The organism is Nocardia sp. NPDC004718 (genome assembly GCF_053601535.1).
In genome coordinates this window covers 59,769-85,246 of record NZ_JBSGCA010000001.1, presented here as the reverse complement: position 1 = coordinate 85,246, position 25,478 = coordinate 59,769, and the positions used below count along the sequence as shown (strand labels likewise).

The window sequence follows — 25,478 nt, the reverse complement described above, 5'->3', positions numbered from 1 at the left end:
CCACACGCTGCGTCGACGGGTCGGCGCGCGCGCCGCGCGTAGATTCGACGAAGTGAACCACCGCACGATGATCCGCCGATCGGTTGCCGTGGTGTCGGCCCTCCTGCTGGTGGTCGTCGCTCTGGTTGCCGGTTGCACGATAGACCGTGGCTCCGGAAAGCCGCGTCCCGCTGCCGGTCCGATCGCCAAAGCGACGTTGACCCCCGCCGCCGACGCCACGAACGTCAACCCGGCAACGCCGGTCTCGGTGACGATCAGCGACGGCACCATCGATCAGGTCGCGCTGACCAACGCCGCGGGCAAGCAGGTCCGCGGCGAACTCGCGCCGGACCGGCGCGCTTACACCATCACCGAGCCGCTCGGCTACGACGCCACCTACACCTGGTCGGGCACCGCCGTCGGCGCCGACGGCAAGCCGATCCCGATCGACGGCTCGTTCCACACCCTGAAGCCCAAGAGCACCGTCCCCGCGACCCTGAACATCGGCGACAACCAGGAGGTCGGCATCGCGGCGCCGATCATCCTGCAGTTCAAGTCCTCCGTCACGAACAAGGCGGCGGTGGAGAAGGCCCTCACGATCACCACCGACCCGCCCACCGAGGGCGCGTGGGCCTGGTTCCCCGACGACGGCGGCTCCCGCCTGCATTGGCGTCCGAAGAACTACTGGACACCGGGGACCGCCGTGCACGTCTCGGCCCGGCTCTACGGCCTCGACCTCGGTGGCGGCAACTACGGCGATTCCGATCTGACCACCGATTTCCGCATCGGCCGCAGCCAGATCGTCAAGGCGAGCGCCCCTAGTCACCGCATGCAGGTGGTCCGCGACGGACGGACGGTCTTCGATTTCGCCGTCAGTTACGGCGAGGGCAACGAGGCGCGCAACGTGACTCGTTCCGGTGTCCACGTGGTCACCGAGAAGTACGAGGACTTCATGATGTCGAACCCGCCGTTCTACACCAATGTTCGCGAACGCTGGGCGGTACGCATCTCCAACAACGGCGAATTCATCCACGCCAACCCGGAATCGCTGTCGGCGCAAGGGTCGGCGAACGTCACCAACGGCTGCATCAATCTGTCGCCCGGTGATGCCCAGGCGTATTTCCCCACGTCCCTGTACGGCGATCCGGTCGAGGTGACCGGAACCTCGATCCCGCTCTCGGCCGCCGACGGCGACCTCTACGACTGGACCATCGACTGGGACACCTGGAAAACCATGTCGGCGTTGCAGGGCGCGCCGTCGGCCGTGGTCTCCGCCACACCCCTGCCCCCGCAGCCCGCGGGGGCGCGCTGACCGGTTCTAGCGCACCTTCACGTTCTGTTCTTCGGTCGCGTCGTCGGCGTGTTCCTCTTCGACCTCTCGGTCGGCCTGGCGTTGGGCGCGGACCGCCTCGTGCCGCTCGGCGAGCAGGTCGCGAATCTCGGTCAGCAGTTCGATCTGGGTTGGCTCGGCCGCCTTCGGCGTGCCGAAGCGATTCTTGATCGTCTTCATGGGCAGGATCAGCGCGAAGTACAGCACCGCGGCGACCATGAAGAAATCGATGGCGGCCGTGATGATCGGGCCGACGGCGATGAAGGTGGCGGGCTTGGAGGGGATCAGCTGCACGCCGAGGCCCAGCTGATTGGTGCTGCCGAACACCGCGAGCAGCGGATTGACCACACCTTTCGTCACCGAGGTCACCACGGAGGTGAACGCGGTGCCCATGACGACGGCGACCGCGAGATCGATGACGTTCCCGCGCATCAGGAACTCTTTGAAGCCCTTGAACATGAGCCGAATCACTCCCATCCGATGTCTTTACGCGTGCGGCCTCTCGGATGGTAACGGCTACGGGCGAACAGCGAAGGCCCAGCAATTCGCGGCCGGATCGGCTCCGCCGAAAGAGCAATACGTATCAGCTATGAATTGCGGCGGGCGAACCGGCCCGCGTCCGCCTGGTCGCGCGGCTTGATGATGATCTGGTCCAGATCGACGTGCGCCGGTCGCGACGCGACGAACCCGATGACCTCCGCGATGTCCTGGGCGACCAGCGGATCGATGCCCTCGTACACCTTGGCCGCGCGTTCGGCGTCGCCGCCGAAACGCACCAGCGAGAACTCGGTCTCCACCGCGCCGGGCGCGATCTCGGTGAGGCGCACCGGCTGCCCGAGCAACTCTCCGCGCAGCGTGCGGTGCAGCACGGCTTGCGCGTGCTTGGCGGAGGTGTACCCGGCACCGTTGTCGTAGGCGGTGAACGCGGCCACCGACGTGACGGTGACGATCAGCCCGTCACCGGAGGCGATCAGCTTCGGCAGCAGCGCCTTGGTGACGCGCAGTGTGCCGAGCACGTTGGTCTCCCACATCCAGCGCCAGTCGTCCAGGTCGGCCTCGGCCACCGGAGCCAGGCCCTTCGCGCCGCCCGCGTTGTTGACCAGCACGTCGACGCGCTCGACCGCCTCGGTGAACGCCCGCACCGACTCGTCCGAGGTGACGTCGAGTTCCAGTGCGGTGCCGCCGATCTCGTCGGCGAGGCGGCGCAGGCGATCGAGCCTGCGCGCACCGACGTAGACGTGATAGCCCTGCTTCGCCAGCTCCCGGGCGGTGGCCTCCCCGATCCCCGAGCTGGCTCCGGTGACGACGGCGGTGCGAGTGCTCATGCGAACAGATCCTAGGTGCGCGAGGTTTGCCGGGTCCTGGCGGTCACCGCGAGCACGGTTAGCCTCGGTGCATGGCTATTCGGGACGTGGTGAGCGCGGACGGAACCAACATCGTCTACCGGGTGAACGGCCCGGCGCACGGCAGGCCGCTGGTGCTGCTGCACGGCTGGTCGGCGAATCTGCGCTGCTGGGGTGGAGCCGCCGACGACCTCGCCGCGCACCTGCGGGTGGTCGCCGTCGACCTGCGTGGCCACGGTTACTCCGACGCGCCCGCGGCGGGCTACGACGATCCGAAGAACTGGGCGGCCGACGTCGCGGCGGTGCTGGCGGCCGAGGGCATCGCGTCCGGCGCGGTGCTGCTCGGCTGGTCCTACGGCGGGATCGTGCTGACCGACTACTTGACCGCCTACGGCACCGGCGCCGTGGCGGGCGTCGTTTACACCGGCTCGATGGCGAACATCGGCCCCGGTGTGCCCGGCGCGGCGACCGGCAGCATGATGCGGGAGGCGATTCCGGGCGTCTTCGAGGAGAGCGCGGGGCGGGCGGTGCGCGCCTTCGGTGTGTTCGGCAATGCGAACACCGGACCCGGCGCGGACAAGGGGCCGGACGCGCAGCGCTTGTTCGGGGCCAGTCTCGCCACCCCGCCCGCGGTGCGCAAAGCGCTGTTCTACCGGACCGTCGACAACACCGAGACCCTGCGCACGCTGGACGTTCCGGTGCTGGTCCTGCACGGGACCGCCGACAGGGTCGTTCCCGTCGACAACGGCCGCTACATCGCCGAGGCCGTGCCGGACGCGCGTGTGTCGTTCTGGGAGAACGCACAGCACGGCCTGTTCATCGAGGACCGTTCCCGGTTCGTCGCCGAGGTGCGCGCGTTCGCCGAGAGCCTGTGATCGGATTCATGTCTGCTCTGTGATAGCTCTCACTTGCCGCGGATAGCGTGTCTGGGCCGGGGAACGCAACGTGCACTATGGATAGTGTGAGTCAGCGCCTGGACCTACGGCCGAACCGTATAGCCGTGTTATCGGTGCACACCTCACCACTCGCTCAGCCGGGCACCGGCGACGCGGGCGGCATGAACGTCTACGTCCTGCAAACGGCCGTCGAGCTGGCCCGGCGCGGCACCGAGGTGGAGATCTTCACCCGGGCCACCGCGTCGAACGTCCCGCCGGTCCAGGAGGCCGCGCCGGGCGTGCTGGTGCGCAACGTGGTGGCAGGCCCGTTCGAGGGGCTGGACAAGCACGATCTGCCCACCCAGCTGTGCCCGTTCACCGCGGAGGTGCTGCGTCAGGAGGCCAGGCACCTGCCCGGCCACTACGACCTGGTGCACTCGCACTACTGGTTGTCCGGCCAGGTCGGCTGGCTGACCAGGGACCGGTGGCGGGTGCCGCTGGTGCACACCGCGCACACCCTGGCGGCGGTGAAGAACGCCGCGCTGGCCGAGGGCGACTGTCCCGAACCGGCGACCCGCGAGATCGGCGAGAAGCAGGTGATCGCCGAGTCCGACCGGCTGGTCGCCAACACCGCCGAGGAAGCCCGCCAGCTGGTGGAACTCTATGGCGCCGACCCCGAGCGCATCGATGTCGTCCCGCCGGGCGCCGACTTGACCTGCTACCGCCCCGGTGACAAGGCCGCCGCCCGCGCCGCGCTCGGGCTGGCCGCCGACGAGCGGATCGTCGCGTTCGTCGGCCGGATCCAGCCGCTGAAGGCGCCCGATGTGCTGGTGCGCGCCGCGGCCGAGGTCTTGCGCGCCGACCAGGAGTGCAAACTGCGCGTGCTGATCGTGGGCGGCCCGTCCGGCAGCGGGCTGGAGCGGCCGGACGCGCTGATCGATCTGGCCGCCGAACTCGGCATCGCCGAGCGGGTCAGCTTCCTGCCCCCGCAGCCGCCGCAACGGCTGGTGCTGGTCTACCGCGCCGCCGATCTGGTCGCGGTGCCGAGCTACAACGAGTCCTTCGGCCTGGTCGCGATCGAGGCGCAGGCCAGTGGCACCCCGGTGCTCGCCGCCGACGTGGGCGGTCTCGGCACGGCCGTACGGCACGAGGTGTCCGGCCTGCTCGTCCCCGGCCACCGCACCGTGGACTGGGCGAACGCGCTGCGCCACCTGCTGGACGACCCGGACCGGCTGCACCGGATGGGTGAGCGGGCCGTCACGCACGCGGCCAACTTCTCCTGGGCGCACACCGCCGACGGGCTGCTCGCCAGCTATGCCGCGGCCATGGCCGGTTTCCGGGACGAGCGGGCGGCTTTCGGCGGACGCGGCCTGGCGCACAGCGATGTGCGGGAGGATGCCTACGACCGGGTGTCCGACGACCACACCGGTCTCGCCGCGGAGCGGACGGCCGCCCTGCTCGGCGAGAACAGTCAGGCGAGATCGCGGGCGCTGTGGCGGCGCCGGATGGGAGTGCGCCGGTGAACGAGGTACAGACGACCGCGCGGCTCATCGATGAGACGCTGCGGGACAGGGAGATCGAATACACCCGGCCGGGGGAGGAGACCTTCGTCGTCGTCCTGCCCGGTGAGCGCAAACTGAAGACCACGGTGATGGTCACGGTGGGCAAGCACGGGGTCCGCTTCGAAGCGTTCGTCTGCCGCAAGCCCGACGAGAACTTCGAAGGCGTGTACAAGTTCCTGCTGCGCCGTAACCGCAGGCTCTACGCCGTCGCGTACACCCTCGACCGGGTCGGCGACATCTATCTGGTGGGCCGGATGTCCGCGCACGCCGTCACCGCCGACGAACTGGACCGGGTGTTCGGCCAGATTCTCGAGGCGGTCGACGCCGACTTCAACGTGCTGCTGGAACTCGGATTCGCCGAATCCATTCGGCGGGAATGGAAATGGCGCGTCTCGCGCGGCGAGTCGCTGCAGAATCTGCGCGCCTTCGAGCATCTGGTCGATTCCGCCGACAAGCCGTAGCCGGTCGTCGCCCCGTCCGGCTCCCGGGTGACAATCGCAGGTGGCTCGGATCGGCGAAGGGACGGCATTGGCGATTCTCGCTCTGGACATCGGCGCGACGAAGTTCGCGGCCGGGGTGGTCGGCCCCGGTTCCGAGGTGCGCGGCGTGCGCCGGGTGGACGTGCCGGCCGCCGGCGTGTGGGATGTCTGTCGCGAACTGCTGCGCGTGGTCGCGGGGCCGGAACCCGTCAGCGCGGTAGGTATCGGTGCGGCCGGGCCGGTGGATGTGCGCACCGGCGTCACGGGTCCGTTGAACATCCCGGAGTGGAAGACGGGATTCCCGATCGTTGCCGCCGTGCGGGAACTCTTTCCCGCCGCCACGATTCGTTTCGCCATCGACGGCGCTTGTCTCGCGCTGGCCGAACATCGCCTCGGCGCGCTGCGCGGGGTGCCCGACGCGCTGGCCATGACGGTGTCGTCGGGCATCGGCGGCGGGATCGTCGCGGGCGGCAAGGTGCTGCTCGGGCGCACCGGCAACGCCGGGCACGTGGGTCACATCGTCGTGCCCGGGTGGGACACGCCCTGCGGCTGCGGCGGCCGCGGCTGCGTCGAGGCGGTCGCGAGTGGCATGTCCTCGGTGCGCTGGGCGCGCGAGCAGGGTTGGCCCGGCGCCACGGGGATGCGGCTGGCCGCGGACGCGCACGCGGGCGACGAGATCGCCGTCGCCGCGCTGCACCGGGCGGGCACCGCGCTCGGCACGGCGGTCGCCTCGGCCGCCGCCCTGCTCGACGTCGACCGGGTGGTGATCGGCGGCGGGTTCGCGCAATCCGGTGCGCCGCTGTGGGATCCGCTGCGGGCCGCGGTGGACGCGCACGCCGGGCTGAAATTCCTGCGCGGACTGCGCGTGGAACTCTCCGAGATCACCCACGGGGCCACCCTGGCGGGCGCGGGCGTGCTCGCTGCGGAGCACACCGCCGACGAACCGGTCTGACATCGCGCTTTCGCGCCGGGACCCGGGGCGGCGGAGGCGGGAACCGATGCGACCCGGCGCGGCGCGCATGGGAGGATGGCCGCATGACGTACACCCTCGTGCTGCTGCGCCACGGCGAAAGCGAATGGAACGCCCTGAACCTGTTCACCGGCTGGGTGGACGTGCATCTGACCGACAAGGGCATCGCCGAGGGCAAGCGTGCCGGGGAACTGCTGGCCGAGCACGGCATCCTGCCGGACGTCGTCTACACCTCGCTGCTGCGTCGGGCGATCTCCACCGCGAACATCGCGCTGGACGCCGCCGACCGGCACTGGATCCCCGTGATCCGGGACTGGCGGCTCAACGAGCGCCACTACGGTGAGCTGCAAGGCAAGAACAAGGCACAGGTCAGGGAGAAGTACGGCGACGAGCAGTTCATGTTGTGGCGCCGCAGCTACGACACCCCGCCGCCGCCGATCGACCCCGCCAACGAGTACAGCCAAGAGGGCGACGCGCGCTACGCGGGCATCGATGTCCCGAAGACCGAATGCCTGCTCGACGTGGTCAACCGGATGGTGCCGTACTGGGAGTCGACCATCTCCAAGGACCTGCTGTCCGGCAAGACCGTGCTGGTCGCCGCGCACGGCAACTCGCTGCGCGCGCTGGTCAAGCACCTCGACCAGATCTCCGACGAGGACATCGCGGGCCTGAACATCCCCACCGGCATCCCGCTGCGGTACGAGCTCGACGAGAACCTGCGCCCGGTGCGCCCGCACGAGTACCTCGACCCGGAGGCGGCCGCCGCGGGCGCAGCCGCCGTCGCCGGTCAGGGCGGCAAGTAACCCGCATACCGAGCACTCTCGACGCGCTGTCACCCACCCGGGTGGCAGCGCGTTGTCGTTTCGATGGGCAGACGGGTGTTGCCGTGCGACACGCCGGAGGATGCCGGGTCGATCAGCGTCGCGACATCGGCGATTTAAGTTACCCACTATTTCTACCGGCAAGTAAGTAGGTACACTCTGGTCGTTCGACCAGCCGAGAGGTGGATCACGTCCGATGAAGAACGCGCTGCGGGCCACGGTGGCGGCGGTTGCCGTCACGATGCTCGTCCCCTTTCTCGCCGGCGGCGCCGATGCCGTCGCGCCGCCCACCGGCCCGGACGGCGGCGCTGCCGGAGCGGCTTGGACTGCCACCCAAGATGATCCGCAGCAGCAGTACCCGAACATCAACATCCAGTGGGACGTCCCCATCACGATGAGTGACGGAACGGTGCTGAAGGGCAACGTCTACCGGCCCGCGGACGCCTCCGGCCGCCCCGTCGACACCCCTACGCCGACGATCGTCAATCTCACGCCGTACACCAAGCTGGTGTCGAACCTGGCCGATCACGCGCAGTCGATCCCCGGCCTGTCCGACGCGCTGATCGAATTCTTCCGGCAGATCGACATGAGCGGCACGCCGCTGTCGGGCGTCACCGACCTGACGAAGGCGTTCGGCGGGGGCGAACTGCGCAACTTCACCGTCGACCGGCAGCTGATCAAGAGCGGCTACTCGCAGGTGGTCGTCGACGTGCGCGGCACCGGCTTCTCTCAGGGGGTCTGGGACATGCTGCGCGGACGCGAACAACAGGACACGCTCGAGGTGATCGACTGGGCGTCCCGGCAGCCGTGGTCCAACGGACGCGTCGGCATGAACGGCATCTCCTACTCCGGGATCAATCAGGTGCAGGTCGCGCAGAAGCGCCCGCCCGCCTTGCAGGCGATCTTCCCGGTCGTACCGGGCAGCGACCTGGTCAACGACGTGCTCGCACCCGGCGGCGGCTTCGGCTTCAACTTCATCCCCCTGTGGCTCACCGCGGTCAACGGGCTCAAGCTGATCCCCGACCTGGCGTCGGTGCTCAACGGGCAACTGGACACCACGTGGCTGGCCGACCGCGCCCGCGATCCGTTGACCTTCATGGACGTCCTGCTCAACGTCTACACCACCGCGCGCATCGAGGATCTCGACCCGCGCGCCAAGGAACTGCTCACCGACGGCTCCGGCCCGCGCCAGGACTGGCTCGGTGATCCCAGCGGGATCCGGACACCGACCTTCGTCACCGGCGGCTGGCACGACCTGTTCACCTACTCGGAATCCAAGATCTACGACGAGATTTCGCTGCCGCCGGGCCAGAAGCAGCTGCTGATGGGCAACACCTATCACCTCAACTCGGGCAACGAGTACGGCAAGCCGGGCCTGCCGCCGCGGCTGGATGTGTTGCAGCGCGCGTGGTTCGACCGGTGGCTCAAAGACATCGACAACGGCATCGAGCAGTACGGCCCGATCACCCTGCGTCAGCAGGGCGGTGGCTGGATCACCACCGACTCGTTCGCCGCGCCGACCGCCGCCGCGAAGCCGGGGCAGGCGGTGCATCGCAGGATGTACCTGACCGCCGCCGCCAGCGGCACCGCGAACAGCCGCTACGACGGTTCGCTCGATGCCACCGGCACCGGCGAGCCCGCGCGTCTGACCGTGGCGCCCGGCCTGACCAGCCTGTGTTCCAACGACGCCGCTCAGGGCAGTGCCGGTGTGCTTTCGGTCATCGACGGCTGCGCGAAGGACTCCAGGGTCGAGGAACTCAACGGACTGACCTTCACCAGCGCCCCGGTCGGCGAGCCGACCACGATTTCCGGGCGGATCGCGGTGCGGCTCAACACCGTTCAAGATGCCGCCGATGGGTACTGGGTGGTCACGGTGAACGATGTCGCGCCGGACGGGCAGTCCAGCGTGCTGTCGTCCGGTCAGCTCATGGCTTCGCTGCGGGCGATCGATGAGGCGAACAGCAGCAAGTCGGCCAACGGCGACTACACCGATCCGCGGCCGTACACCTCGCTGGAGCAGCGGCAGCCCACGGTCCCCGGCGAGGTGACCACGCTGGACATCGCGCTGCCCGCCACCGAGGCGATCCTGCAACCCGGTCACCGCCTGCGCGTCGACGTCTACGCGGGCAACTTCCCCAAGGGCTTGCCGATCCTGCCGATGCTGGTCGACACCGGCTTGCGGCCTCAGCATCTGGAGCTGGACCCCGGCCGTCCGAGCTTCGTCAACATCCCGGTCAGGGGCAATCCGGGCTGGTAGATCCGGGGCGGGTCCGGGCGTGCACCCCGCGCATCGACGTCGCGGGGTATGGGCGAGGGTGCACGCTCCGGCCGCATCGTCGTGCGGTCAGTCGGCGACGGCGAACGCGGCCTCCAAGGGCGGGAACATCGCGCGGGCGTCGTGCCCGGCGAACCAGAGACCTACGGTGAACACCGACATCGCCTCCAGGTACCGGGCCCGGTGCAGCCCGCCCGCCGGGAGCGCCCGCGATCCCAGGTCTTCCGCCAGCCCCGCGACCACCCGCAGCGCGGCCTCGTCGTCACCGCACAGCGGCACCGCCAAGCGGCGCTCGTCGAAGACGCGCGCCTTCGCCTGCCACACCTCGGCGGCGCACAGGTTGAAGGCCTTCACCACGTGCGCTCCCGGCGCCAGCGCAGCGACCCGTTCCGCGACAGCGTCTTCCGCCAGCACGAAGGCGGTGGCTCCTTCGGGCGCCGCCGCATCCGGGGCGAAGGCGTTGGTGCAGTCGACCACCGTGCGTCCGGCCAGCAGCTCTCCGGTCGCGTGCAGCACCTCCGACAGCGCGGGCACCGGTAACGCGAGCAGCACGGCGTCGCCGAACGTCGCCGCGTCGGTGATGCTCCCGGCGCGCCCGCCGATCGAGGCCGCCGATTCCGCCGCGGCGGCGGCGGAGCGGGCGCCGATGAGTACTTCGTGCCCCGCCGCGCTCCAGCCGCCGCCGAGCGCCCGCGCCATCGCGCCCGCACCGATGATTCCGATTCGCATTCGAACTCCTGACTCGAGACGTGTTCGACGACGACGCTAGGAAATCCGAAAGGCACCCGGAGGTGCGCAACGGCGCTGGCAAGCTGGAGCCGTGAACGCAGCACCGATCGACCCGGTCAGCGCCGAGCGGGTGGAATACGCGCCATACGGCGACTTCGAATCCGACTGCCCGGCCCGGATGGGTGTGGACATCTTCGGCAACTCCTGGCTACCGGTGCTCGTCTACCTGCTGCGAGAGGGGCCGATGCGTCCGGGCGAGCTGCGCGCGGCCATCGGCGGCATCAGTCAGAAGATGCTGACGCAGACGCTGCGCCGGATGGAACAGATGACGCTGGTGCGGCGGCACCGCTACGCCGAGGCCCCGCCGCGGGTCGAATACGAGCTGACCGAGGCGGGCGTGGACCTGTTGATCCCGATCTACGCCCTGGGCGAGTGGGTGGACAGGCACGGTGCGTCGGTGAACGCGGCCCAGGCCGAGGCCGACGACGAAGAGAACCGACCGCTCGGTGAATACGGGGCGGATACCTGACGTCGAACAGCGCGTAAACATGCGGCTAACGGGGCCGGAAGGGCCTATGACCTGCGCGAAACTTCGTGTACCCCGCGTTGGCCGACCCGTCGGCGACCGTACGATTCAAGGGTGAGTGTTCCCCAGGCCGTGCTGCTGGCCCTCTTGGCGGCTGTCGTCGGCCTGGCAGTCGGCGGGCTACTGATCCCGTATGTGAATGCCAGGCAGGCCGCGCGCAGGCAGGCCGACTCCGGTCTCACCATGTCCCAGGTTCTCGACCTGATCGTGCTCGCCTCCGAGAGCGGGATCGCGGTCGTCGACGAGTACCGCGACGTAGTGCTGGTCAATCCGCGCGCGGAGGAACTCGGCCTGGTCCGCAATCGCCTGCTCGACGAGCGGGCCTGGGCCGCGGTGGAGAAGGTGCTGGCCACCGGCGAATCCGCGGAGTTCGACCTCACCGCCAAGAATCCGGTCCCCGGCCGCGGCCGCATCGCGGTGCGCGGCGTCGCCAGGCAACTGTCGCGCGAGGAGACCACCTTCACCGTGCTGTTCGCCGACGACGATTCCGAACAGGCGCGCATGGAGGCCACCCGGCGCGACTTCGTGGCCAACGTCAGTCATGAACTCAAGACCCCGGTCGGGGCCATGAGCCTGCTGGCCGAAGCTTTGCTGGAATCCGCCGAAGACCCCGAAGCCGTGCGACACTTCGGTCAGCGCGTGCTCGGTGAATCCCGCCGCCTCGGCAAGATGGTGACCGAGCTCATCGCGCTCTCCCGCCTGCAAGGCGCGGAGAAACTGCCCGAACTCGAGGTGGTGGACGTGGACACCGTGGTGATGCAGGCGGTCGACCGTTCCCGCACCGCCGCCGAAGCCGCCGGGATCACGGTCAGCACCGACCGCCCGAGCGGGCTCGAGGTGCTCGGCGACGAAACCCTGCTGGTCACCGCCCTGTCCAATCTGGTGGAGAACGCGATCGCCTACTCGCCGGCCGGTTCCCACGTGTCGGTGAGCCGCTCGCTGCGCGGCGATCACGTGGCGATGGCGGTCACCGACCGCGGCATCGGCATCGCCAAAGAGGACCAGGAGCGGGTGTTCGAGCGATTCTTCCGGTCCGACAAGGCGCGTTCGCGCCAGACGGGCGGCACCGGTCTGGGCCTGGCTATCGTCAAACACGTGGCCGCCAACCACAACGGGGAAATCACCCTGTGGAGCAAGTTGGGCACCGGATCGACGTTCACCTTGCGCATACCCGCCCATCACGAAGCAGGCGCCGACGACGACCACGACGGCGCCGTGGTTGGCACGAATGAAACAAGCCCGCGTCCTCCGGGACCGGGCCGACCGAATGGTGTGGAGGCACGCAGATGACGAGTGTTCTGATCGTCGAGGATGAGGAGTCGCTGGCCGATCCGCTCGCGTTCCTGCTGCGCAAGGAGGGTTTCGAAGTCACCGTCGTCGGTGACGGTCCGTCCGCGCTCGCCGAGTTCGACCGGTCCGGTGCGGACATCGTCCTGCTCGACCTGATGCTGCCCGGCATGAGCGGCACCGACGTGTGCAAGCAGTTGCGCACCCGCAGCGGCGTCCCGGTGATCATGGTCACCGCCCGCGACAGCGAGATCGACAAGGTGGTCGGCCTGGAGCTGGGCGCCGACGACTATGTCACCAAGCCGTATTCCGCCCGCGAGCTCATCGCGCGCATCCGCGCCGTGCTGCGCCGGGGCGCGGGCGACGAGCTGGAGGGCTCCAACGAGAGCGGCGTGCTGGAAGCGGGTCCGGTGCGGATGGACGTCGACCGGCACACCGTGATGGTGAACGGCAAGCCGGTCACCTTGCCGCTCAAGGAGTTCGACCTGCTCGAATACCTGTTGCGCAACTCCGGGCGGGTGCTCACCCGCGGCCAGCTGATCGACCGCGTGTGGGGCGCCGACTACGTCGGCGATACCAAGACCCTCGACGTGCACGTCAAGCGGCTGCGCTCGAAGATCGAGGCGGATCCGGCCAAGCCGGAACACCTGGTCACCGTGCGCGGCTTGGGCTACAAACTGGAGGCGTGAGCGCTCCGCGCGGCGAGAACACGGAACGGCCGAGAGCACTGCGGTGCTCTCGGCCGTTGCGTTCAGCGGTGTGTCAGGGGACGTAGATCCAGGTGGTGCCGAGGGGGGTCTCGGTCTTCTGCAGGGTGATCCAGCCCAGATCGTCTTCCTGCATGCAGTCGTAGAGATCGGCGGTGGTGGTACCGCGGCAGGCGATGGTGTGGGAGGTGCCGTACGGGCTCGCGATCAGGAGCTTGCCCGCGGCCTTGGCGTTGACCGCGGCCGGATCGGTGGCCGACACGAACTCCGTGGTGAAGTCGAAGAACTTGTGCGGGTCGCCGTTCGGCTCGGCGTGGGCTACTCCGGTCAGCGAGAGGGCGGCGCCCAAGGCGATGGTGGCCGCGGTGAGAACTTTCTTGGACATAACCGCACATCAAACCCGATCCGGGTAAAGCTCGCATGGCGACGGGGTGAACCGCCCGGCGAATCGGTCCGCCGACCGCTGCCGACCGAGCGCCCGACCGGCAAACTGGTCAGGCGAGCGGATCCGTGGATTCGCGCATCCGCTCGGCGTGCACCGTCGCCGGGTGGACGGCGATCAGGCCGAGTCCTTCGCGGCGCTTGCAGTGCCTGGCCAGCTCCGCGTAGGCGGGCGCGCCGATCAGTTCGGTCAGCTCCGGTGCGTAGGACTGCCACACCGGCTTGCTGCCGACATGGGCGTCGGGAGAGCCGGAGCAGTACCAGTCCAGATCGGCGCCGCCCGGCCCCCAGCCGCGGCGGTCGTATTCGGTGATCACGGTGCGCAGGATCTGCACGCCGTCGGGCCGGTCCACCCAGTCCTGGGTGCGGCGGATCGGCAGCTGCCAGCACACGTCCGGCTTCATCTCCATCGGCTCGATGCCGCGCCGCAGCGCCATCGAGTGCAGGGCGCAGCCGATGCCGCCCGCGAAGCCGGGACGGTTGAGGAAGATGCACGCGCCGTCGAACCGGCGCGTGCGCAGCGCGGGCTCGTCGTCCAGTTCGTCGAGTTCCAGATAGCCGCTCTTGATGACTTTGCCCTGCGCGTTGGTCGCCTCGTCCCGCAGCTGCCAGTCCTCGGGTGTGAGCATCTTCACAGCGCGGCTCAGTCGTTTGCGGTCGTCCTCGTCGGAGAGGAACGCGCCGTGCGAGCAGCAGCCGTCGTCCGGCCGGTCGGTCAGGATGCCCTGACAGGCCGGGGTGCCGAACACGCACGTCCACCGCGACAGCAACCAAGTCAGATCGGCGACGATCAGATGCTCGTCATTTGCCGGATCTACGAACTCGATCCACTCACGGGGAAAGTCTGGATCGACTTCCGGGGCGGGGTCGATCTTCCCCGCTGGTCGGGGCCGGGTCGGGCTGCTCGGTGATGCGCCTACCGTCACGAAATAAGACGCTAACAGTTCAGTCGCCTGGGCTGAAGTGCCGCGCCACCCAGTACCGTGTTCATGTGCGGCTTGGGGTACTCGATGTCGGAAGCAATACCGTTCACCTGCTCGTGGTGGACGCGCATCGTGGCGGTCACCCCCTGCCGATGAGTTCGACGAAAGCCACCTTGCGGCTCGCGGAGAACATCGACGTCGCCGGTCGCATCACCGAGGCGGGCGCGCAGCGGCTGATCGACACCGTGGCCGAATTCGCCAGCATCGCCGAGACGTCCAGATGCGTCGAACTGATGCCGTTCGCCACCTCGGCGCTGCGGGAGGCGGCCAACTCCGAGGAGGTACTCGGCCGCGTGCGCGAGTCGACCGGAGTCGACCTACGGGTGCTGTCCGGCGTCGACGAGGCGCGACTGACCTTCCTCGCGGTGCGCCGCTGGTACGGCTGGAGCGCCGGGCGCATTCTCAACCTGGACATCGGCGGCGGATCGCTCGAGATGACCAACGGCGGCGACGAGGAACCCGACGTCGCGCTGTCCTTGCAGCTGGGCGCGGGCCGGTTGACCAGGGAGTGGCTGCGCGAGGACCCGCCGGGCAAGCGCCGGGTCGCCGTGCTGCGGGACTGGCTGGACGCCGAGCTGGTGGTACCGGCGAAGAAGCTGCTCGAGCCGGGCAAGCCCGATCTCGCCGTCGGCACCTCGAAGACCTTCCGGTCGCTGGCCCGGCTCACCGGAGCGGCACCCTCCGCGGCGGGTCCGCGGGTGCGTCGTACACTCACGAGCTCGGGTCTGCGCCAACTGATTGCGTTCATCTCGCGGATGACGGCGGCGGACCGTGCAGAATTGGAAGGCGTAAGTTCCGATCGGTCACAGCAATTGGTGGCCGGCGCACTGGTCGCGGAGGCGAGTATGCGGGCACTTTCGCTCGATACTTTGGAGATTTGCCCGTGGGCGCTGCGTGAAGGGCTGATCCTGCGCAAACTGGATACCGATATGAATGGTGGACCCGAAGCAACGTACTCAGCGGGCACGGCGACCGGTGACGGTCGGCCCGCGCCCGGCGGCGCGCCTTCGCCGGGCTCGATCGGGACGGTGTCGTCATGAGCGAGGATTCCAAACAGCTGTCGGTCGCGGAACTGCTGGCGCGTAACGGCCAGCAGAGCGGAGGCTCGTCCGGCGGTGGCAGACGTCGCCGCAGTGGCCGTGGCATCTCCGTCGCCGAACTGACCGGCGACCTGCCGGTCATCCGGGACGGCGGTGGCCACTCCGCGCACGCGGCGCCGGATTCCGACGCGGAGGAGCCCGCCTACGCGCCCCCCTCGTTCGATCCGCCCGCGCCGGAACCGGTTTCCTACTCGCCCGAGCCGCAGCCCGATCCGTCGTCGTATTCGCCCATGTCGGGCCCGATTTCGATGTACGACCCGCTGGCCGGTTACGCGCAGCCGGATCCGCCGCAGGCCGATCCGCCGCCCGGGCGATCCAGCCGGGTCATGCCCGGCCGGAAGATGCCCTCTTCGTGGCACGGCACGTCCTTCGATCCGCTGTCGCCGGATACTCCGGTGTCCGATTTGTTCTCTGTCGCGCCCGGTCCGTACGCCCCCGACCCACTGGCGGGTGCGCCCGAGACGCCCCCGCGCTCCGGGCGCAGGCGCAGGCGGGAGGAACCCGAAGAAGAGGCCACGGAGGTACGGTCCTGGCACGAGGTCCCGCACGAGCCGTTCGGCCGGGACGCGCTGTCCGACCGCGGGGTCGGTGAACCGGGCCGCAACGGCCACGGAGAGCGGGACGCACCCGGCTTCGGCCGCTCGCCGCTGCCCGAACGCAACGGCGCCAGGGGCGGGCGCGCGGCCAGGCGCAGGGCGGCCGAGGCCGCGGAAGCCGCGGAAGCCGCCGAGGACCTCGGTCCGTCCACCGCGGCCTGGTCCCCGTCCACCGGCGGTTTCGCCCCGGAATCGGAACCGCTGCCCCTTCCGCCACCGCCCGATCCGAGACCGAAGCCGACCAGGCCCGCTCCGCCCGAGCCGCAGCCGGAGGCACATCGAAGATCAGCCCGCCGCGAGGGCGTCGGCGAGAACGGACTACCGGCCTGGTCGGCCCGCCGGCACAAGCCGCAGGCCGATTCCGCGCCGGAATCGGTCGGCATCCCGACCGCCGCGTGGTCGCTGGCCAGCCAGGATCAGCAGTTGCTCTCCGGCCAGACGGTCGCGGGCGACCTGCTGCGCGACGGCGTCGACCGGGCCGAACGCGGCGCGGCGGAGCGCAACGGCAGAGGTGGTCGCGGTAGGCGCGCCGCGGCCGAGGCCGCGGAACTGGACGGCGTCACCGACGTCTACGAGCCGATCGCGCTGGACGAGGACGAAGACGACGACATAGTCGACGAACCTCGCATCACCAGCCGGGCCACCTCGCGCCGGTCCCGGGCCGTCAAGAAGGCGGAGGACGACGAGAACCGGCGCCAGTGGATGATCCTCGGCGGCCAGAGCACCGGCGCCGCCGTCGCGGGCATGCTGCTGTTCAAGGGCTTCGAGCGGATGTGGGAGATGCTGCCCTGGGTCGCGCTGGCCCTGGCGATGATCGTGATTCTAGGCCTGGTGGCCCTCGTGCGGATCCTGCGCAGGACCGACGACATCCTCAGCACGGTGATCGCCGTCGTCGTGGGCATCTTCGTCACGCTGGGGCCACTGGCCTTTCTTCTCAGCACGAACTGAGCATGGAGCAAGTCGTGGCGAATATCGGGCAGGCGAACGAGACCGGGTCGCGTATGGGCGAGGGATCGCCAGGAGATACCGGGGGCGCATCCCGGCCGAGGGAGATCCGGGTGGGGCTCTCGACCGCCTCGGTGTACCCGGAGAATACGGAGGCCGCGTTCCGTTACGCCGCCGAACTCGGCTACGACGGCGTCGAGCTGATGGTCTGGGCCGAGCCCGCCAGCCAGAGCATCGCCACCGTGCAGGCGTATTCGCGCAGTTACGGCGTTCCGGTGCTCGCGTTGCACGCTCCGTGCCTGCTGATCTCGCAGCGGGTATGGGGTTCGGATCCGGTGGCCAAGCTCGAGCGCAGCGTGCACACCGCCCAGGCGCTCGGCGCGGGCACGGTCGTCGTGCATCCGCCGTTCCGCTGGCAGCGCCGCTATGCGGCCGGGTTCGCGGCGCAGGTGGCCGAGCTGGAGGAGAGCAGCCCGGTGCTCGTGGCGGTGGAGAACATGTTCCCGATGCGGGCGGACACGCTGTTCGGCCGACGCGAAGGCGCGGTGCGCCGACTGGAGCGCCGTGGTGGCCCGGGTCCGGCGCTCACCGCCTTCAGCCCCTCCTACGACCCGACCGACACCGGGTTCCGCCACTACACCCTGGACCTGTCGCATACCGCCACCGCAGGAGCCGACCCGTTGGCGCTGGCGGCCCGCATGGGCGCGGGTCTGGTCCATCTGCACCTGGCCGACGGCCGGGGCGCCGCGCACGACGAACATCTCGTTCCTGGCGATGGCACCCAGCCGTGTGTGGAAGTGTGCGCGAGCATGGTCCGCAGCGGTTTCACCGGCCAGGTCGTCGCCGAGATCAATACGCAGAACGCGCGCACGACCAAGGAGCGGGCCGAGATGTTGCATCGCACGCTGGCCTTCGCCCGCAAGCATCTGACCGAGGCCGCCGCGCCCACTCCCGCCGGCGCGCGGCACAGCTCGCCCGAACCGCCGATGTGACGCTCGTCGCTACTCCGGTATGCGGCCATGGGGTCGGTCGCCGGTTGCGTTGTACGTTGTACGAACCCGATGCCGACAGTGTGGTCACGAGGCCGCGAACGACGCCATCGGGTGCGGCCGACGCAGGACAGGAGTGAGGATGACGACGGAGCTGACGGCTGAATTCGGCCCGGCGGCCACGACCGACGCACCGTTCAGCCAGGTGTGCGCGCTGGAAACGGCGCCGCCGCGAACTCCGGACACCGGCCGCTACCTGGGCTTCATCGACGACATCTGGACCATCGGCCCGAAGGTGCACGGCGGGACGATGGTGGCGGGCAGTGCGGCCGCGGCGACGAATTGGCTGCGCGCCGCCGATCCCGCGCTGGTCGGGATGGCGCCGGTCGCCGCGAGTTCCGATTTCCTCGGCGCGCCGAACCCCGGCGAGGTCGAATACGAGGTGCGCCTGCGGAAGATCGGTCGCCAGATCTGCCTGGCCGACGCCGACCTCGTCCAGAACGGCCGCGTCCTGGTGCGCACGGCGCTGACGTTCAGCCGCCTCGACGACGCGAACGCGATCTACGCGCCCGAGCACTCCGACATGCCCACGGCGCCGCCCGCCGATGCCGTCGGCTACGAGCCCGGCTCCCAGATGGGCGAGATCGTGCACGTCGGCCGAGGCGCCGACATCTATCTCGACCGCGACTGGGCCCGCTTCCTCGCGGGCGCGAAGGGCGAGCCGCGCCTGCGGATGTGGATTCGTCCGCGACCGGGCGACGAACAGGACCCGGACGTCGCGATGTACTTCGCCATGATGAGCGCCGACATGAGCCCGCCGGTCCCGATGAATCTCGGCCACTTCGGCTGGGCGCCCACCGTGCAGATGACCACCTACCTGCGTCGTAGGCCCGCGCCGGGCTGGCTGCGGATCATCGCCACCACGCACGAGGTGGGCGAGCGCATGTTCGACGAAGATCAGCTGGTGCTGGACTCGACCGGCGCGGTCGTCGCGCAGAGTCGTCAGCTGGCGCTCGTTCCCCAGCGCTGAGCCGCCGCGCGCGCCGTCTAGCCTTGACGCCCATGACGAGAATTGCGGTGATCGGTGGCGGGCGCATCGGGGAAGCGTTGGTCGCCGGGTTGCTGGAGTCCGGGAGGCTGACCAAGGATTTGGTCGTCGTGGAGACGCATCGGGAACGGGCCCATCAGCTCGCCGACCGCTTCGGCGTCCGGGTCACCGACGACCTCGCCGATGCCGCGGTTGGCGCGGATCTGCTGGTGATCGCGGTGAAACCGGGCGATGTGGACGCCGTGCTCGCGCCGCTGGGCAAGGCGGAGATCGGCAGCGACCGCGATCAGGTGCTGGTGTCGCTTGCGGCCGGTGTGCCGACCGGGCGACTGGAGGGCAAAATGCCCGCCGGGTTCCCCGTGGTGCGGGTGATGGCGAATACGCCGATGCTGGTGGGGCAGGGGATGAGCGTCATCGCGCCGGGGCGCTATGCGCGCGAGCAGCATCTGGAACTGGTGACCGAGGTGCTCGGGGCGGTCGGCAAGGTGGTCACCGTGGCGGAGAGCCAGATGGATGCCGTCACCGCGGTGTCCGGATCCGGGCCCGCCTACTTCTTCCTGGTCGTCGAGGCCTTGGTGGACGCGGGCGTCGGGCTCGGGCTCACCAGGGATGTGGCCACCCAGCTCGTCGTGCAGACCATGGTCGGCTCGGCCGCCCTGCTGGACACTTCCACCCAGACCGCGGCGGAATTGCGCGCCGCGGTGACCTCGCCCGCGGGCACCACCGCGGCCGCGATCCGCGAACTCGAGCGCGGAGGACTACGCTCGGCATTCTGGGAAGCCCTCTTCGCATCGAAGGAACGGTCGGTCGAACAGGGCGCATCAGCGGAGTGACCGGTCTGTTCAAAATCGGAAAACCCGATTTCTCACACCCGTCGCAGTAACACCACTGGTCCCGCTAAGCTTCAAGGAGCACGTGCGTGTCTGTTCCGCCGGTGGGGAAGCCGGCGGCGCGGACGTGCCGGAGGTCAATGGTGCAATGATGTCTGCGAACAAGATGTCTGCGAATTCCGGAGCGTCCGGCGGCTCCGGTCCCGCAGCAGGTCGGGGGAATTCCCGCGCACAGCGCGAGGCCGCGACGCAGGGGCAACCTGTACTCGGCGGCGGCACCCAGTTTCTCACCGTCGCCGAAGTGGCGAGTCTGATGCGGGTGTCCAAGATGACGGTCTACCGGCTCGTGCACTCGGGCGAGTTGCCCGCCGTGCGCGTCGGACGATCGTTCCGGGTGCACGCCAAGGCGGTGCACGACTATCTGGAAACGTCCTATTTCGACGCCGGATGAGGCGGTTTCGGTACCGCTGGGGCGTGACGGTACGATAGCTCCTCGGTTCGTGTTCGCCCGCCGGTGGCATCGTTGTTCGTTGCCCCGTGGTATCCGGCGGCGCGAACACGGGGCGTGCGGCTTGCCGAGCGACCCCGGCCCGTCGGCCGGGGCGCGGGCAGACGGGCGTCCGGCAATCGCGCACGGGCAGCGTGCGCGCCGAGTAGAGAGAACGCGAGGACAACCCTATGGGTTCTGTGATCAAGAAGCGCCGCAAGCGCATGTCGAAGAAGAAGCACCGCAAGCTGCTTCGCCGCACGCGTGTTCAGCGGCGCAAACTCGGCAAGTAGGCATCGCTGCGTGGTAGCTGCGCGAGCCCGTCACCAATAGGTGACGGGCTCTTTTATTTGAAACTTGAAATTTTGGAATCACCATTTGTATCACGTGACTGAAGTCATCGTTAGATCCTGGTTAATACTCTCGGTGCACGGGTAGGTACCCGCTACGCTGGGCACTGGGAATAATCACAAGGGCGGCTGGCAAGGGAAAGCGGGTGCCGGTGAGTTCTGAGGGTCGGGAAGTGTACGCGCCGAAGGTCGTGCTGGTCACCGGGGCCAGCCGGTTCTTCGGCGGCACGGTCGTCGCCCGCCTCGCCCAGCAACCCGCGATCGAGCGGATCCTCGCCGTCGACACGATGACGCCGAGCCGAGAGTTGCAGCGGCGCATGGGCCGTGCGGAATTCGTGCGGGCGGACATTCGAAATCCGTTGATCCGTAAGGTGATCGATGGTGGCGAGGTGGATACCGTGGTGCACACCGCGCTGCTGACGCGCCCGCCTGCGGGCGGCGGTCGCGCGGTGATGAAGGATTACAACGTCCTCGGCGCGATGCAGCTGTTCGCGGTGTGCCAGAAGGTGGCTTCGGTGCGCCGGGTGGTGCTGCGCTCCTCGTCGGCGGTTTACGGTTGCAGCGCCAAGGATCCCGCGAAATTCACCGAGGAAATGAGCGCGCGCACACCGCCGCGTGGTGGGTTCGCGCGGGACATGATCGATATAGAGGGTTATGTTCGCGGGCTGGCCCGGCGGCGCCCCGATATCGCCACGTCAATTCTGCGATTCGCCCCCATCGTGGGCCCGCGGCTGGCCGCTCGCGGCGCGCAATATCTGCGTTCGCCGGTGACCCCTACCGTATTCGGCCGGGACGCCAGAATGCAGCTGCTGCACGAGGAGGACGCGGTGGCCGCGTTGACTCACGCGGCGCGCGGCGCGGCAGGCGGCACGTACAACATCGCGGGCGACGGCGCGCTGTCGCTGTCGCAGGCGGTCCGGCGGGCGGGCCGGATCGAGTTGCCCGTTCCCTTCACGGTGTTCCGCACCGCGGGTCGCCTGCTCATGGGCCCGGTGCTGCGGGAGTTCTCCGCCGAACAGCTCGACTATTTCCACTTCGGTTGTGGCCTGGACACCACGCGCATGCGCACCGAATTCGGGTTCGTGCCGCGCTGGACGACGGTGCAGGCATTCGACGACTTCATCGGGGGCGCAGCGTTGCGGCCCGTGGTCGATCCAGCGTGGATCGACGCCGCAGAACACAAACTGCTCGGCCTGCTCGGGGCCGGTACGGGAGCACACCAATGAATGACGTAGCGAAAGTCATCCGACTCCACGACCTCCAGATCGAGGCGCGTCAGCGGCCCACGCCACGCAGGCTGGCCGCGCAGAGTCCGGTGACGTCGCTGGTGGAGCGGCGCGCGGCGGTCGCGCCCGCCGCGCCCCAGTCGCTGTCGGGCATGCTGCGCGGCGCGCTCGGCAAGCAGATCTCCAAGACCGCGGATTTCGCGCGCCGCAGGCTCACCGGCGACTACCAGGTCGACGAGTTCGGTTTCGACGAGCATCTGCTCGAGTCGGTCATCCTGCCCGCCCTGCGTCCGCTGTCGGACCTGTGGTTCCGGGTGGAGGTCAGCGGTATGGAGAATCTCCCGGAAGCGGGCGGCGCGCTGATCGTGGCCAACCACGCGGGCACCGTGCCGATCGACGGTCTGATGCTGCAGCTGGCCGTGCACGATCGGCATCCCAAGCAGCGCGCGTTGCGCTTGCTGGCGGCCGACCTGATCTTCGAGACGCCCGTGCTCGGGGTGCTGGCTCGCCGGGCGGGCCACACGCTGGCCTGCCGGGAGGACGCCGAACGGCTGCTGCGCTCCGGCGAGCTGACCGGGGTGTTCCCCGAAGGGTTCAAGGGCGTCGGCAAGCAGTACACCGATCGCTACAAGCTGCAGCGCTTCGGTCGCGGCGGCTTCGTCGCCGCCGCGGTGCGCACCGGCGTGCCGATCATCCCGTGCTCCATCGTCGGCTCCGAGGAGATCTACCCCAAGCTGGCCGACCTCAAGCCGCTGGCCCGGCTCCTGGGTCTCCCGTATTTCCCCGTGACGCCGCTTTTCCCGCACCTCGGCCCGCTGGGCGCGGTGCCGCTGCCGTCGAAGTGGTACATCGAATTCGGCGCCCCCATTCCGACCGCGCCGTACGAGCCCGAGGCCGCCGACGACCCGATGACCATGTTCGAGGTCACCGACCAGGTGCGCGAGACCATCCAGCAGACGCTCTACAAACTGCTCACCAAGCGCCGCAACGTTTTCACGGGGTAGCGGGGATCGCTAGTGACCGTCGCGGCGGCGGGTTACCGCGGCTGCTACGGCACCGCCCGCTGCGCCGAGGGCCAGGGCGGTGGGTACGCCGATCTTCGCTGCCTTGCGGCCGGTTCGGAAGTCGCGGATCTCCCAGCCGCGGTTCTTGGCGACCTCGCGTAGATCCGAGTCCGGGTTGATCGCGACGGCGGTGCCGACCAGCGAGAGCATCGGCACATCGTTGTGGCTGTCGGAGTACGCGGTGCACCGCTTGAGGTTCAAGCCCTCGCGGATCGCCAGGGTGCGCACCGCGTGCGCTTTGCCGAGTCCGTGCAGGATGTCGCCCACCAGGCGTCCGGTGAACTTCCCGTCGACACTCTCGGCCACGGTGCCCAGCGCTCCGGTGAGCCCGAGCCGCTTCGCGATCACCTGCGCCAGCTCCACCGGGGTCGCGGTCACCAGCCACACCTGCTGGCCCGCGTCCAGGTGCATCTGCGCGAGCGCGCGGGTGCCGGGCCAGATCTTGTCGGCGATGATCTCGTCGTAGATCTCCTCGCCCAGCGCGGCCAGTTCGGCGGTCGAGCGCCCGGCGATGAACGCCAGCGCCTTCTCCTTGCCGCTGGCCATGTCGGTGCTGCTCTCCTTGCCGGTGACCCGGAACTTCACCTGTTTCCAGGCGACATCCACCAGATCGGAGGTCTTGAAGTACTTGCGCGCCGCTAGACCACGGGCGAAATGCACGATCGACGCGCCTTGCACCATGGTGTTGTCGACGTCGAAGAACGCCGCCGCAGTCAAGTCGCGCGGCGCCTCGGGACCAGCGGCCTCCACCTCGCCCGCGGCGAGCTCGGCGTCGTGCAGGGTCAGCGCCGCGTCCGCGCTCGCCTCACCGGCCAGATTGGCCCGCAATTCCTCTTCACTCGGGCCGAAGGGGCTGCGCGAGATGCGGGCGAGCTGGTCCTGCAGCCCCTGGCCCATCTGGCTCAGATTCCACCGCGCCGGAAACTCACCGAATCGTCCCGCGATGAATCCGGCCCTCGCCACCTTCGATCGTTCCGGCACCAGTACCTCCGCCCGTCGCGCGAACCATGTCAACAGTAGCCGGATCGGCCGACAGTCACGGCAGAAGGCGGCGCGCGACACAATCGCGTGGCGCGCACCGAGCCCGCATGGCGTTCCGGCCGCTGATTGAATTCCGGTCATGACCAATCACACACATTCGGTGACATTGCTGACTCGCGCGGGCTGTGGACTGTGTGCGACGGCACTGGAACAACTGCGCGTGATCTGCGCCGAATTCGGTTTCGAACCGGGGACCGTCGATGTCGACGAAGCCGCCGCTACCGACCCTGGCCTGCGCGCAGAGTACGGCGACCGGCTTCCCGTCGTCCTGCTCGACGGCCGCGAACACAGCTATTTCGATGTCGACGAGACCCGATTGCGGGCCGACCTGGAGCGCTGAGCGCGCCGTTTTCCGTCCGATTCGGCCACTGTGCTGGTCGCGGCGGAAAATGAGGCCAATTTCACCGACTTTGTGCAGGGCTTCACAAGCAGTTACGGTGGTGGCAACGCGACCCGCATGCCGAGGCTGCGGAGCCGCCCCGAAATCCGAAACTTCGACACCATGGCACCGGACCGCCCCCGGGTCAGAAGGGTCGAGCGACGAACCGGAGCCCCGAGGTCCGGGACGAGGAGCCGACGACGTGACAGAGCAGCATGAGGCGCCAGGCGGCGTCTCCGGCAGGGCTCTGCAGAAGGACATCCCGCAGGCCACCGTCGCGCGGCTGGCTACCTATCTTCGGGTCCTCGCCATGTTGGCCGACGACGGTGTTGCCATCGTATCGAGTGAGGAACTGGCTGTCGCGGCGGGTGTCAATTCGGCCAAATTGCGCAAGGATCTATCCTTCCTCGGCCCCAACGGCGTTCGCGGCGTCGGCTACGACGTGGCCAAGCTCCGGTCCCGGATCGAGGATGTGCTCGGTCTGTCCCAGGGCCACCGTGTCGTGCTGGTCGGCGCGGGAAACCTGGGCCGGGCACTGGTGGGCTACGGCGGGTTTCAGCGGCGCGGTTTCACCGTGGTCGGCATTCTCGACAGCGACCCCGCGGTGATCGGCATGCCGGTCGCCGGACTGGTGGTGCGCGACGTCGCGGAGCTGGCCGCGGCGGTCGCCGAGCTGGAGCCGACCATCGCGGTGATCACCGTTCCCGACGACGCGGCCCAGGACGTGTGCGATCGGCTCGTCGCGTTCGGACTGCAGTCGATTCTGAGTTTCGCCCCCTGCGAGCTGGTCGCACCGGCCACGGTCGAGGTCCGCCGCGTCGACCTGGCCGTCGAGATGCAGATGCTGTCGTTCGAACGGGTGCGCAACGCGGAGCAGGCTCCGCTGCCGGAGGTGGCGCACGCCGGGTCGGGTCGCATCGCGCACCGCCTGCCGACTTCGCATCCGGCACTCCAGCACTCGGCAACCCCGCATACGGCAACCTCGCATACGGCAACGGAGCCAAGCAGCAAGGGATCGGTGGTCACACCATGAGTGAGCGCAGCGAGCGAATCATG

The 25,478-nt window shown here is 69.1% G+C and carries 27 protein-coding genes; 21 read left to right on the top strand and 6 right to left on the bottom strand.

Annotated elements, in window-relative coordinates; all coding sequences use genetic code 11:
- The first annotated feature begins 67 nt into the window (after positions 1–67).
- Entirely contained in the window at positions 68–1,291 is a 1,224-nt protein-coding gene (locus tag ACWEH3_RS00485) for a L,D-transpeptidase (RefSeq protein ID WP_450017715.1), read from the top strand.
- A 6-nt stretch (positions 1,292–1,297) separates the two neighbouring features.
- Here ACWEH3_RS00485 and mscL read toward each other — a convergent pair whose 3' ends face one another.
- Together mscL and ACWEH3_RS00475 are read right to left on the bottom strand one after the other, a co-directional pair.
- Positions 1,298–1,786 (bottom strand): large conductance mechanosensitive channel protein MscL, encoded by a 489-nt coding sequence (mscL, locus tag ACWEH3_RS00480; RefSeq protein WP_450017597.1) that lies wholly within the window; start codon positions 1,784–1,786, stop codon positions 1,298–1,300.
- 110 nt (positions 1,787–1,896) lie between these two features.
- A complete protein-coding gene (locus tag ACWEH3_RS00475; protein ID WP_450017599.1) occupies positions 1,897–2,634 on the bottom strand; it encodes an SDR family NAD(P)-dependent oxidoreductase in 738 nt (245 codons plus the stop codon).
- Positions 2,635–2,705: 71 nt separating this feature from the next.
- Between ACWEH3_RS00475 and ACWEH3_RS00470 the strand changes: the two genes are divergently transcribed.
- The 6 genes from ACWEH3_RS00470 (at position 2,706) to ACWEH3_RS00445 (ending at position 9,616) form a co-directional block, all read left to right on the top strand.
- Positions 2,706–3,527 (top strand): alpha/beta fold hydrolase, encoded by an 822-nt coding sequence (locus ACWEH3_RS00470; protein ID WP_450017601.1) that lies wholly within the window; start codon positions 2,706–2,708, stop codon positions 3,525–3,527.
- A gap of 77 nt (positions 3,528–3,604) precedes the next feature.
- On the top strand, positions 3,605–5,050 hold the full coding sequence (mshA, locus tag ACWEH3_RS00465; protein ID WP_450017603.1) for a D-inositol-3-phosphate glycosyltransferase: 1,446 nt from the start codon (positions 3,605–3,607) through the stop codon (positions 5,048–5,050).
- Complete coding sequence (locus tag ACWEH3_RS00460) at positions 5,047–5,550, top strand: type III secretion system chaperone family protein (protein WP_355071902.1); 504 nt, start codon at positions 5,047–5,049, stop codon at positions 5,548–5,550. The genes mshA and ACWEH3_RS00460 overlap by 4 nt, the downstream gene beginning before the upstream one ends.
- Before the next feature lie 67 nt (positions 5,551–5,617).
- Positions 5,618–6,520: an ROK family protein gene (locus ACWEH3_RS00455; protein ID WP_450017605.1), complete on the top strand. Its 903-nt coding sequence runs from the start codon at positions 5,618–5,620 to the stop codon at positions 6,518–6,520.
- An 83-nt stretch (positions 6,521–6,603) separates the two neighbouring features.
- Positions 6,604–7,341: a phosphoglyceromutase gene (locus ACWEH3_RS00450; protein ID WP_355071904.1), complete on the top strand. Its 738-nt coding sequence runs from the start codon at positions 6,604–6,606 to the stop codon at positions 7,339–7,341.
- Positions 7,342–7,555: 214 nt separating this feature from the next.
- On the top strand, positions 7,556–9,616 hold the full coding sequence (locus ACWEH3_RS00445; RefSeq protein ID WP_450017608.1) for a CocE/NonD family hydrolase: 2,061 nt from the start codon (positions 7,556–7,558) through the stop codon (positions 9,614–9,616).
- 87 nt (positions 9,617–9,703) lie between these two features.
- Here the strand turns inward: ACWEH3_RS00445 and ACWEH3_RS00440 are convergent, their stop codons facing one another.
- On the bottom strand, positions 9,704–10,363 hold the full coding sequence (locus ACWEH3_RS00440; RefSeq protein ID WP_450017610.1) for an NADPH-dependent F420 reductase: 660 nt from the start codon (positions 10,361–10,363) through the stop codon (positions 9,704–9,706).
- A 91-nt stretch (positions 10,364–10,454) separates the two neighbouring features.
- Here ACWEH3_RS00440 and ACWEH3_RS00435 point away from each other — a divergent pair, with 91 nt between their 5' ends.
- The 3 genes from ACWEH3_RS00435 (at position 10,455) to ACWEH3_RS00425 (ending at position 12,925) form a co-directional block, all read left to right on the top strand.
- A complete protein-coding gene (locus ACWEH3_RS00435) occupies positions 10,455–10,892 on the top strand; it encodes a winged helix-turn-helix transcriptional regulator (RefSeq protein ID WP_450017612.1) in 438 nt (145 codons plus the stop codon).
- A 111-nt stretch (positions 10,893–11,003) separates the two neighbouring features.
- Positions 11,004–12,239, top strand: a complete 1,236-nt coding sequence (locus tag ACWEH3_RS00430; RefSeq protein WP_450017614.1) for a sensor histidine kinase — start codon at positions 11,004–11,006, stop codon at positions 12,237–12,239.
- The gene (locus ACWEH3_RS00425) at positions 12,236–12,925 is read left to right on the top strand and encodes a response regulator transcription factor (protein WP_039802162.1); all 690 of its coding nucleotides are present in this window, start codon (positions 12,236–12,238) and stop codon (positions 12,923–12,925) included. Before ACWEH3_RS00430 ends, ACWEH3_RS00425 begins: the two co-directional genes overlap by 4 nt.
- Before the next feature lie 73 nt (positions 12,926–12,998).
- On the opposite strand, the gene ACWEH3_RS00420 is transcribed toward ACWEH3_RS00425, so the two are convergent.
- The gene (locus ACWEH3_RS00420; protein ID WP_450017616.1) at positions 12,999–13,328 is read right to left on the bottom strand and encodes a hypothetical protein; all 330 of its coding nucleotides are present in this window, start codon (positions 13,326–13,328) and stop codon (positions 12,999–13,001) included.
- Positions 13,329–13,437: 109 nt separating this feature from the next.
- On the bottom strand, positions 13,438–14,310 hold the full coding sequence (locus ACWEH3_RS00415) for a hypothetical protein (protein WP_450017618.1): 873 nt from the start codon (positions 14,308–14,310) through the stop codon (positions 13,438–13,440).
- 65 nt (positions 14,311–14,375) lie between these two features.
- Here ACWEH3_RS00415 and ACWEH3_RS00410 point away from each other — a divergent pair, with 65 nt between their 5' ends.
- The 9 genes from ACWEH3_RS00410 (at position 14,376) to ACWEH3_RS00370 (ending at position 22,942) form a co-directional block, all read left to right on the top strand.
- Entirely contained in the window at positions 14,376–15,407 is a 1,032-nt protein-coding gene (locus ACWEH3_RS00410) for a Ppx/GppA phosphatase family protein (protein ID WP_355071917.1), read from the top strand.
- On the top strand, positions 15,404–17,011 hold the full coding sequence (locus ACWEH3_RS00405) for a hypothetical protein (RefSeq protein WP_450017620.1): 1,608 nt from the start codon (positions 15,404–15,406) through the stop codon (positions 17,009–17,011). Before ACWEH3_RS00410 ends, ACWEH3_RS00405 begins: the two co-directional genes overlap by 4 nt.
- A 53-nt stretch (positions 17,012–17,064) precedes the next feature.
- The gene (locus ACWEH3_RS00400; protein WP_450017717.1) at positions 17,065–18,000 is read left to right on the top strand and encodes a sugar phosphate isomerase/epimerase family protein; all 936 of its coding nucleotides are present in this window, start codon (positions 17,065–17,067) and stop codon (positions 17,998–18,000) included.
- Positions 18,001–18,139: 139 nt separating this feature from the next.
- Entirely contained in the window at positions 18,140–19,027 is an 888-nt protein-coding gene (locus tag ACWEH3_RS00395; protein WP_450017622.1) for a thioesterase family protein, read from the top strand.
- Positions 19,028–19,059: 32 nt separating this feature from the next.
- Entirely contained in the window at positions 19,060–19,878 is an 819-nt protein-coding gene (gene proC, locus ACWEH3_RS00390) for a pyrroline-5-carboxylate reductase (protein WP_450017624.1), read from the top strand.
- 163 nt (positions 19,879–20,041) lie between these two features.
- On the top strand, positions 20,042–20,326 hold the full coding sequence (locus ACWEH3_RS00385) for a helix-turn-helix domain-containing protein (protein ID WP_356962590.1): 285 nt from the start codon (positions 20,042–20,044) through the stop codon (positions 20,324–20,326).
- A 227-nt stretch (positions 20,327–20,553) separates the two neighbouring features.
- Entirely contained in the window at positions 20,554–20,655 is a 102-nt protein-coding gene (locus ACWEH3_RS00380) for a 30S ribosomal protein bS22 (protein ID WP_003402602.1), read from the top strand.
- A 209-nt stretch (positions 20,656–20,864) separates the two neighbouring features.
- Entirely contained in the window at positions 20,865–21,938 is a 1,074-nt protein-coding gene (locus ACWEH3_RS00375; RefSeq protein WP_355071925.1) for an NAD-dependent epimerase/dehydratase family protein, read from the top strand.
- On the top strand, positions 21,935–22,942 hold the full coding sequence (locus ACWEH3_RS00370) for a lysophospholipid acyltransferase family protein (RefSeq protein WP_450017627.1): 1,008 nt from the start codon (positions 21,935–21,937) through the stop codon (positions 22,940–22,942). Before ACWEH3_RS00375 ends, ACWEH3_RS00370 begins: the two co-directional genes overlap by 4 nt.
- 9 nt (positions 22,943–22,951) lie before the next feature.
- On the opposite strand, the gene ACWEH3_RS00365 is transcribed toward ACWEH3_RS00370, so the two are convergent.
- Positions 22,952–23,899 carry an HAD family hydrolase gene (locus ACWEH3_RS00365; protein ID WP_450017719.1) on the bottom strand — a complete coding sequence of 316 codons (948 nt, stop codon included), beginning with the start codon at positions 23,897–23,899 and terminating at the stop codon, positions 22,952–22,954.
- A gap of 223 nt (positions 23,900–24,122) precedes the next feature.
- On the opposite strand from ACWEH3_RS00365, the gene ACWEH3_RS00360 reads away from it, so the two are divergent.
- Positions 24,123–24,383: a glutaredoxin family protein gene (locus ACWEH3_RS00360; RefSeq protein WP_450017629.1), complete on the top strand. Its 261-nt coding sequence runs from the start codon at positions 24,123–24,125 to the stop codon at positions 24,381–24,383.
- A 241-nt stretch (positions 24,384–24,624) separates the two neighbouring features.
- Positions 24,625–25,455: a redox-sensing transcriptional repressor Rex gene (locus tag ACWEH3_RS00355; protein WP_379254009.1), complete on the top strand. Its 831-nt coding sequence runs from the start codon at positions 24,625–24,627 to the stop codon at positions 25,453–25,455.
- Positions 25,456–25,478 lie beyond the last annotated feature (23 nt).

Coding starts and splice junctions, on each gene's coding strand:
- ACWEH3_RS00370 (WP_450017627.1), top strand. CDS start 21,935: ATGAATGACGTAGCGAAAGTCATCCGACTCCACGACCTCCAGATCGAG.
- ACWEH3_RS00405 (WP_450017620.1), top strand. CDS start 15,404: ATGAGCGAGGATTCCAAACAGCTGTCGGTCGCGGAACTGCTGGCGCGT.
- mshA (WP_450017603.1), top strand. CDS start 3,605: ATGGATAGTGTGAGTCAGCGCCTGGACCTACGGCCGAACCGTATAGCC.
- ACWEH3_RS00425 (WP_039802162.1), top strand. CDS start 12,236: ATGACGAGTGTTCTGATCGTCGAGGATGAGGAGTCGCTGGCCGATCCG.
- ACWEH3_RS00360 (WP_450017629.1), top strand. CDS start 24,123: ATGACCAATCACACACATTCGGTGACATTGCTGACTCGCGCGGGCTGT.
- ACWEH3_RS00380 (WP_003402602.1), top strand. CDS start 20,554: ATGGGTTCTGTGATCAAGAAGCGCCGCAAGCGCATGTCGAAGAAGAAG.
- ACWEH3_RS00470 (WP_450017601.1), top strand. CDS start 2,706: ATGGCTATTCGGGACGTGGTGAGCGCGGACGGAACCAACATCGTCTAC.
- ACWEH3_RS00445 (WP_450017608.1), top strand. CDS start 7,556: ATGAAGAACGCGCTGCGGGCCACGGTGGCGGCGGTTGCCGTCACGATG.
- ACWEH3_RS00475 (WP_450017599.1), bottom strand. CDS start 2,634: ATGAGCACTCGCACCGCCGTCGTCACCGGAGCCAGCTCGGGGATCGGG.
- ACWEH3_RS00450 (WP_355071904.1), top strand. CDS start 6,604: ATGACGTACACCCTCGTGCTGCTGCGCCACGGCGAAAGCGAATGGAAC.
- ACWEH3_RS00385 (WP_356962590.1), top strand. CDS start 20,042: ATGTCTGCGAATTCCGGAGCGTCCGGCGGCTCCGGTCCCGCAGCAGGT.
- ACWEH3_RS00420 (WP_450017616.1), bottom strand. CDS start 13,328: ATGTCCAAGAAAGTTCTCACCGCGGCCACCATCGCCTTGGGCGCCGCC.
- proC (WP_450017624.1), top strand. CDS start 19,060: ATGACGAGAATTGCGGTGATCGGTGGCGGGCGCATCGGGGAAGCGTTG.
- ACWEH3_RS00365 (WP_450017719.1), bottom strand. CDS start 23,899: ATGGGCCAGGGGCTGCAGGACCAGCTCGCCCGCATCTCGCGCAGCCCC.
- ACWEH3_RS00395 (WP_450017622.1), top strand. CDS start 18,140: ATGACGACGGAGCTGACGGCTGAATTCGGCCCGGCGGCCACGACCGAC.
- ACWEH3_RS00400 (WP_450017717.1), top strand. CDS start 17,065: ATGGGCGAGGGATCGCCAGGAGATACCGGGGGCGCATCCCGGCCGAGG.
- mscL (WP_450017597.1), bottom strand. CDS start 1,786: ATGGGAGTGATTCGGCTCATGTTCAAGGGCTTCAAAGAGTTCCTGATG.
- ACWEH3_RS00440 (WP_450017610.1), bottom strand. CDS start 10,363: ATGCGAATCGGAATCATCGGTGCGGGCGCGATGGCGCGGGCGCTCGGC.
- ACWEH3_RS00485 (WP_450017715.1), top strand. CDS start 68: ATGATCCGCCGATCGGTTGCCGTGGTGTCGGCCCTCCTGCTGGTGGTC.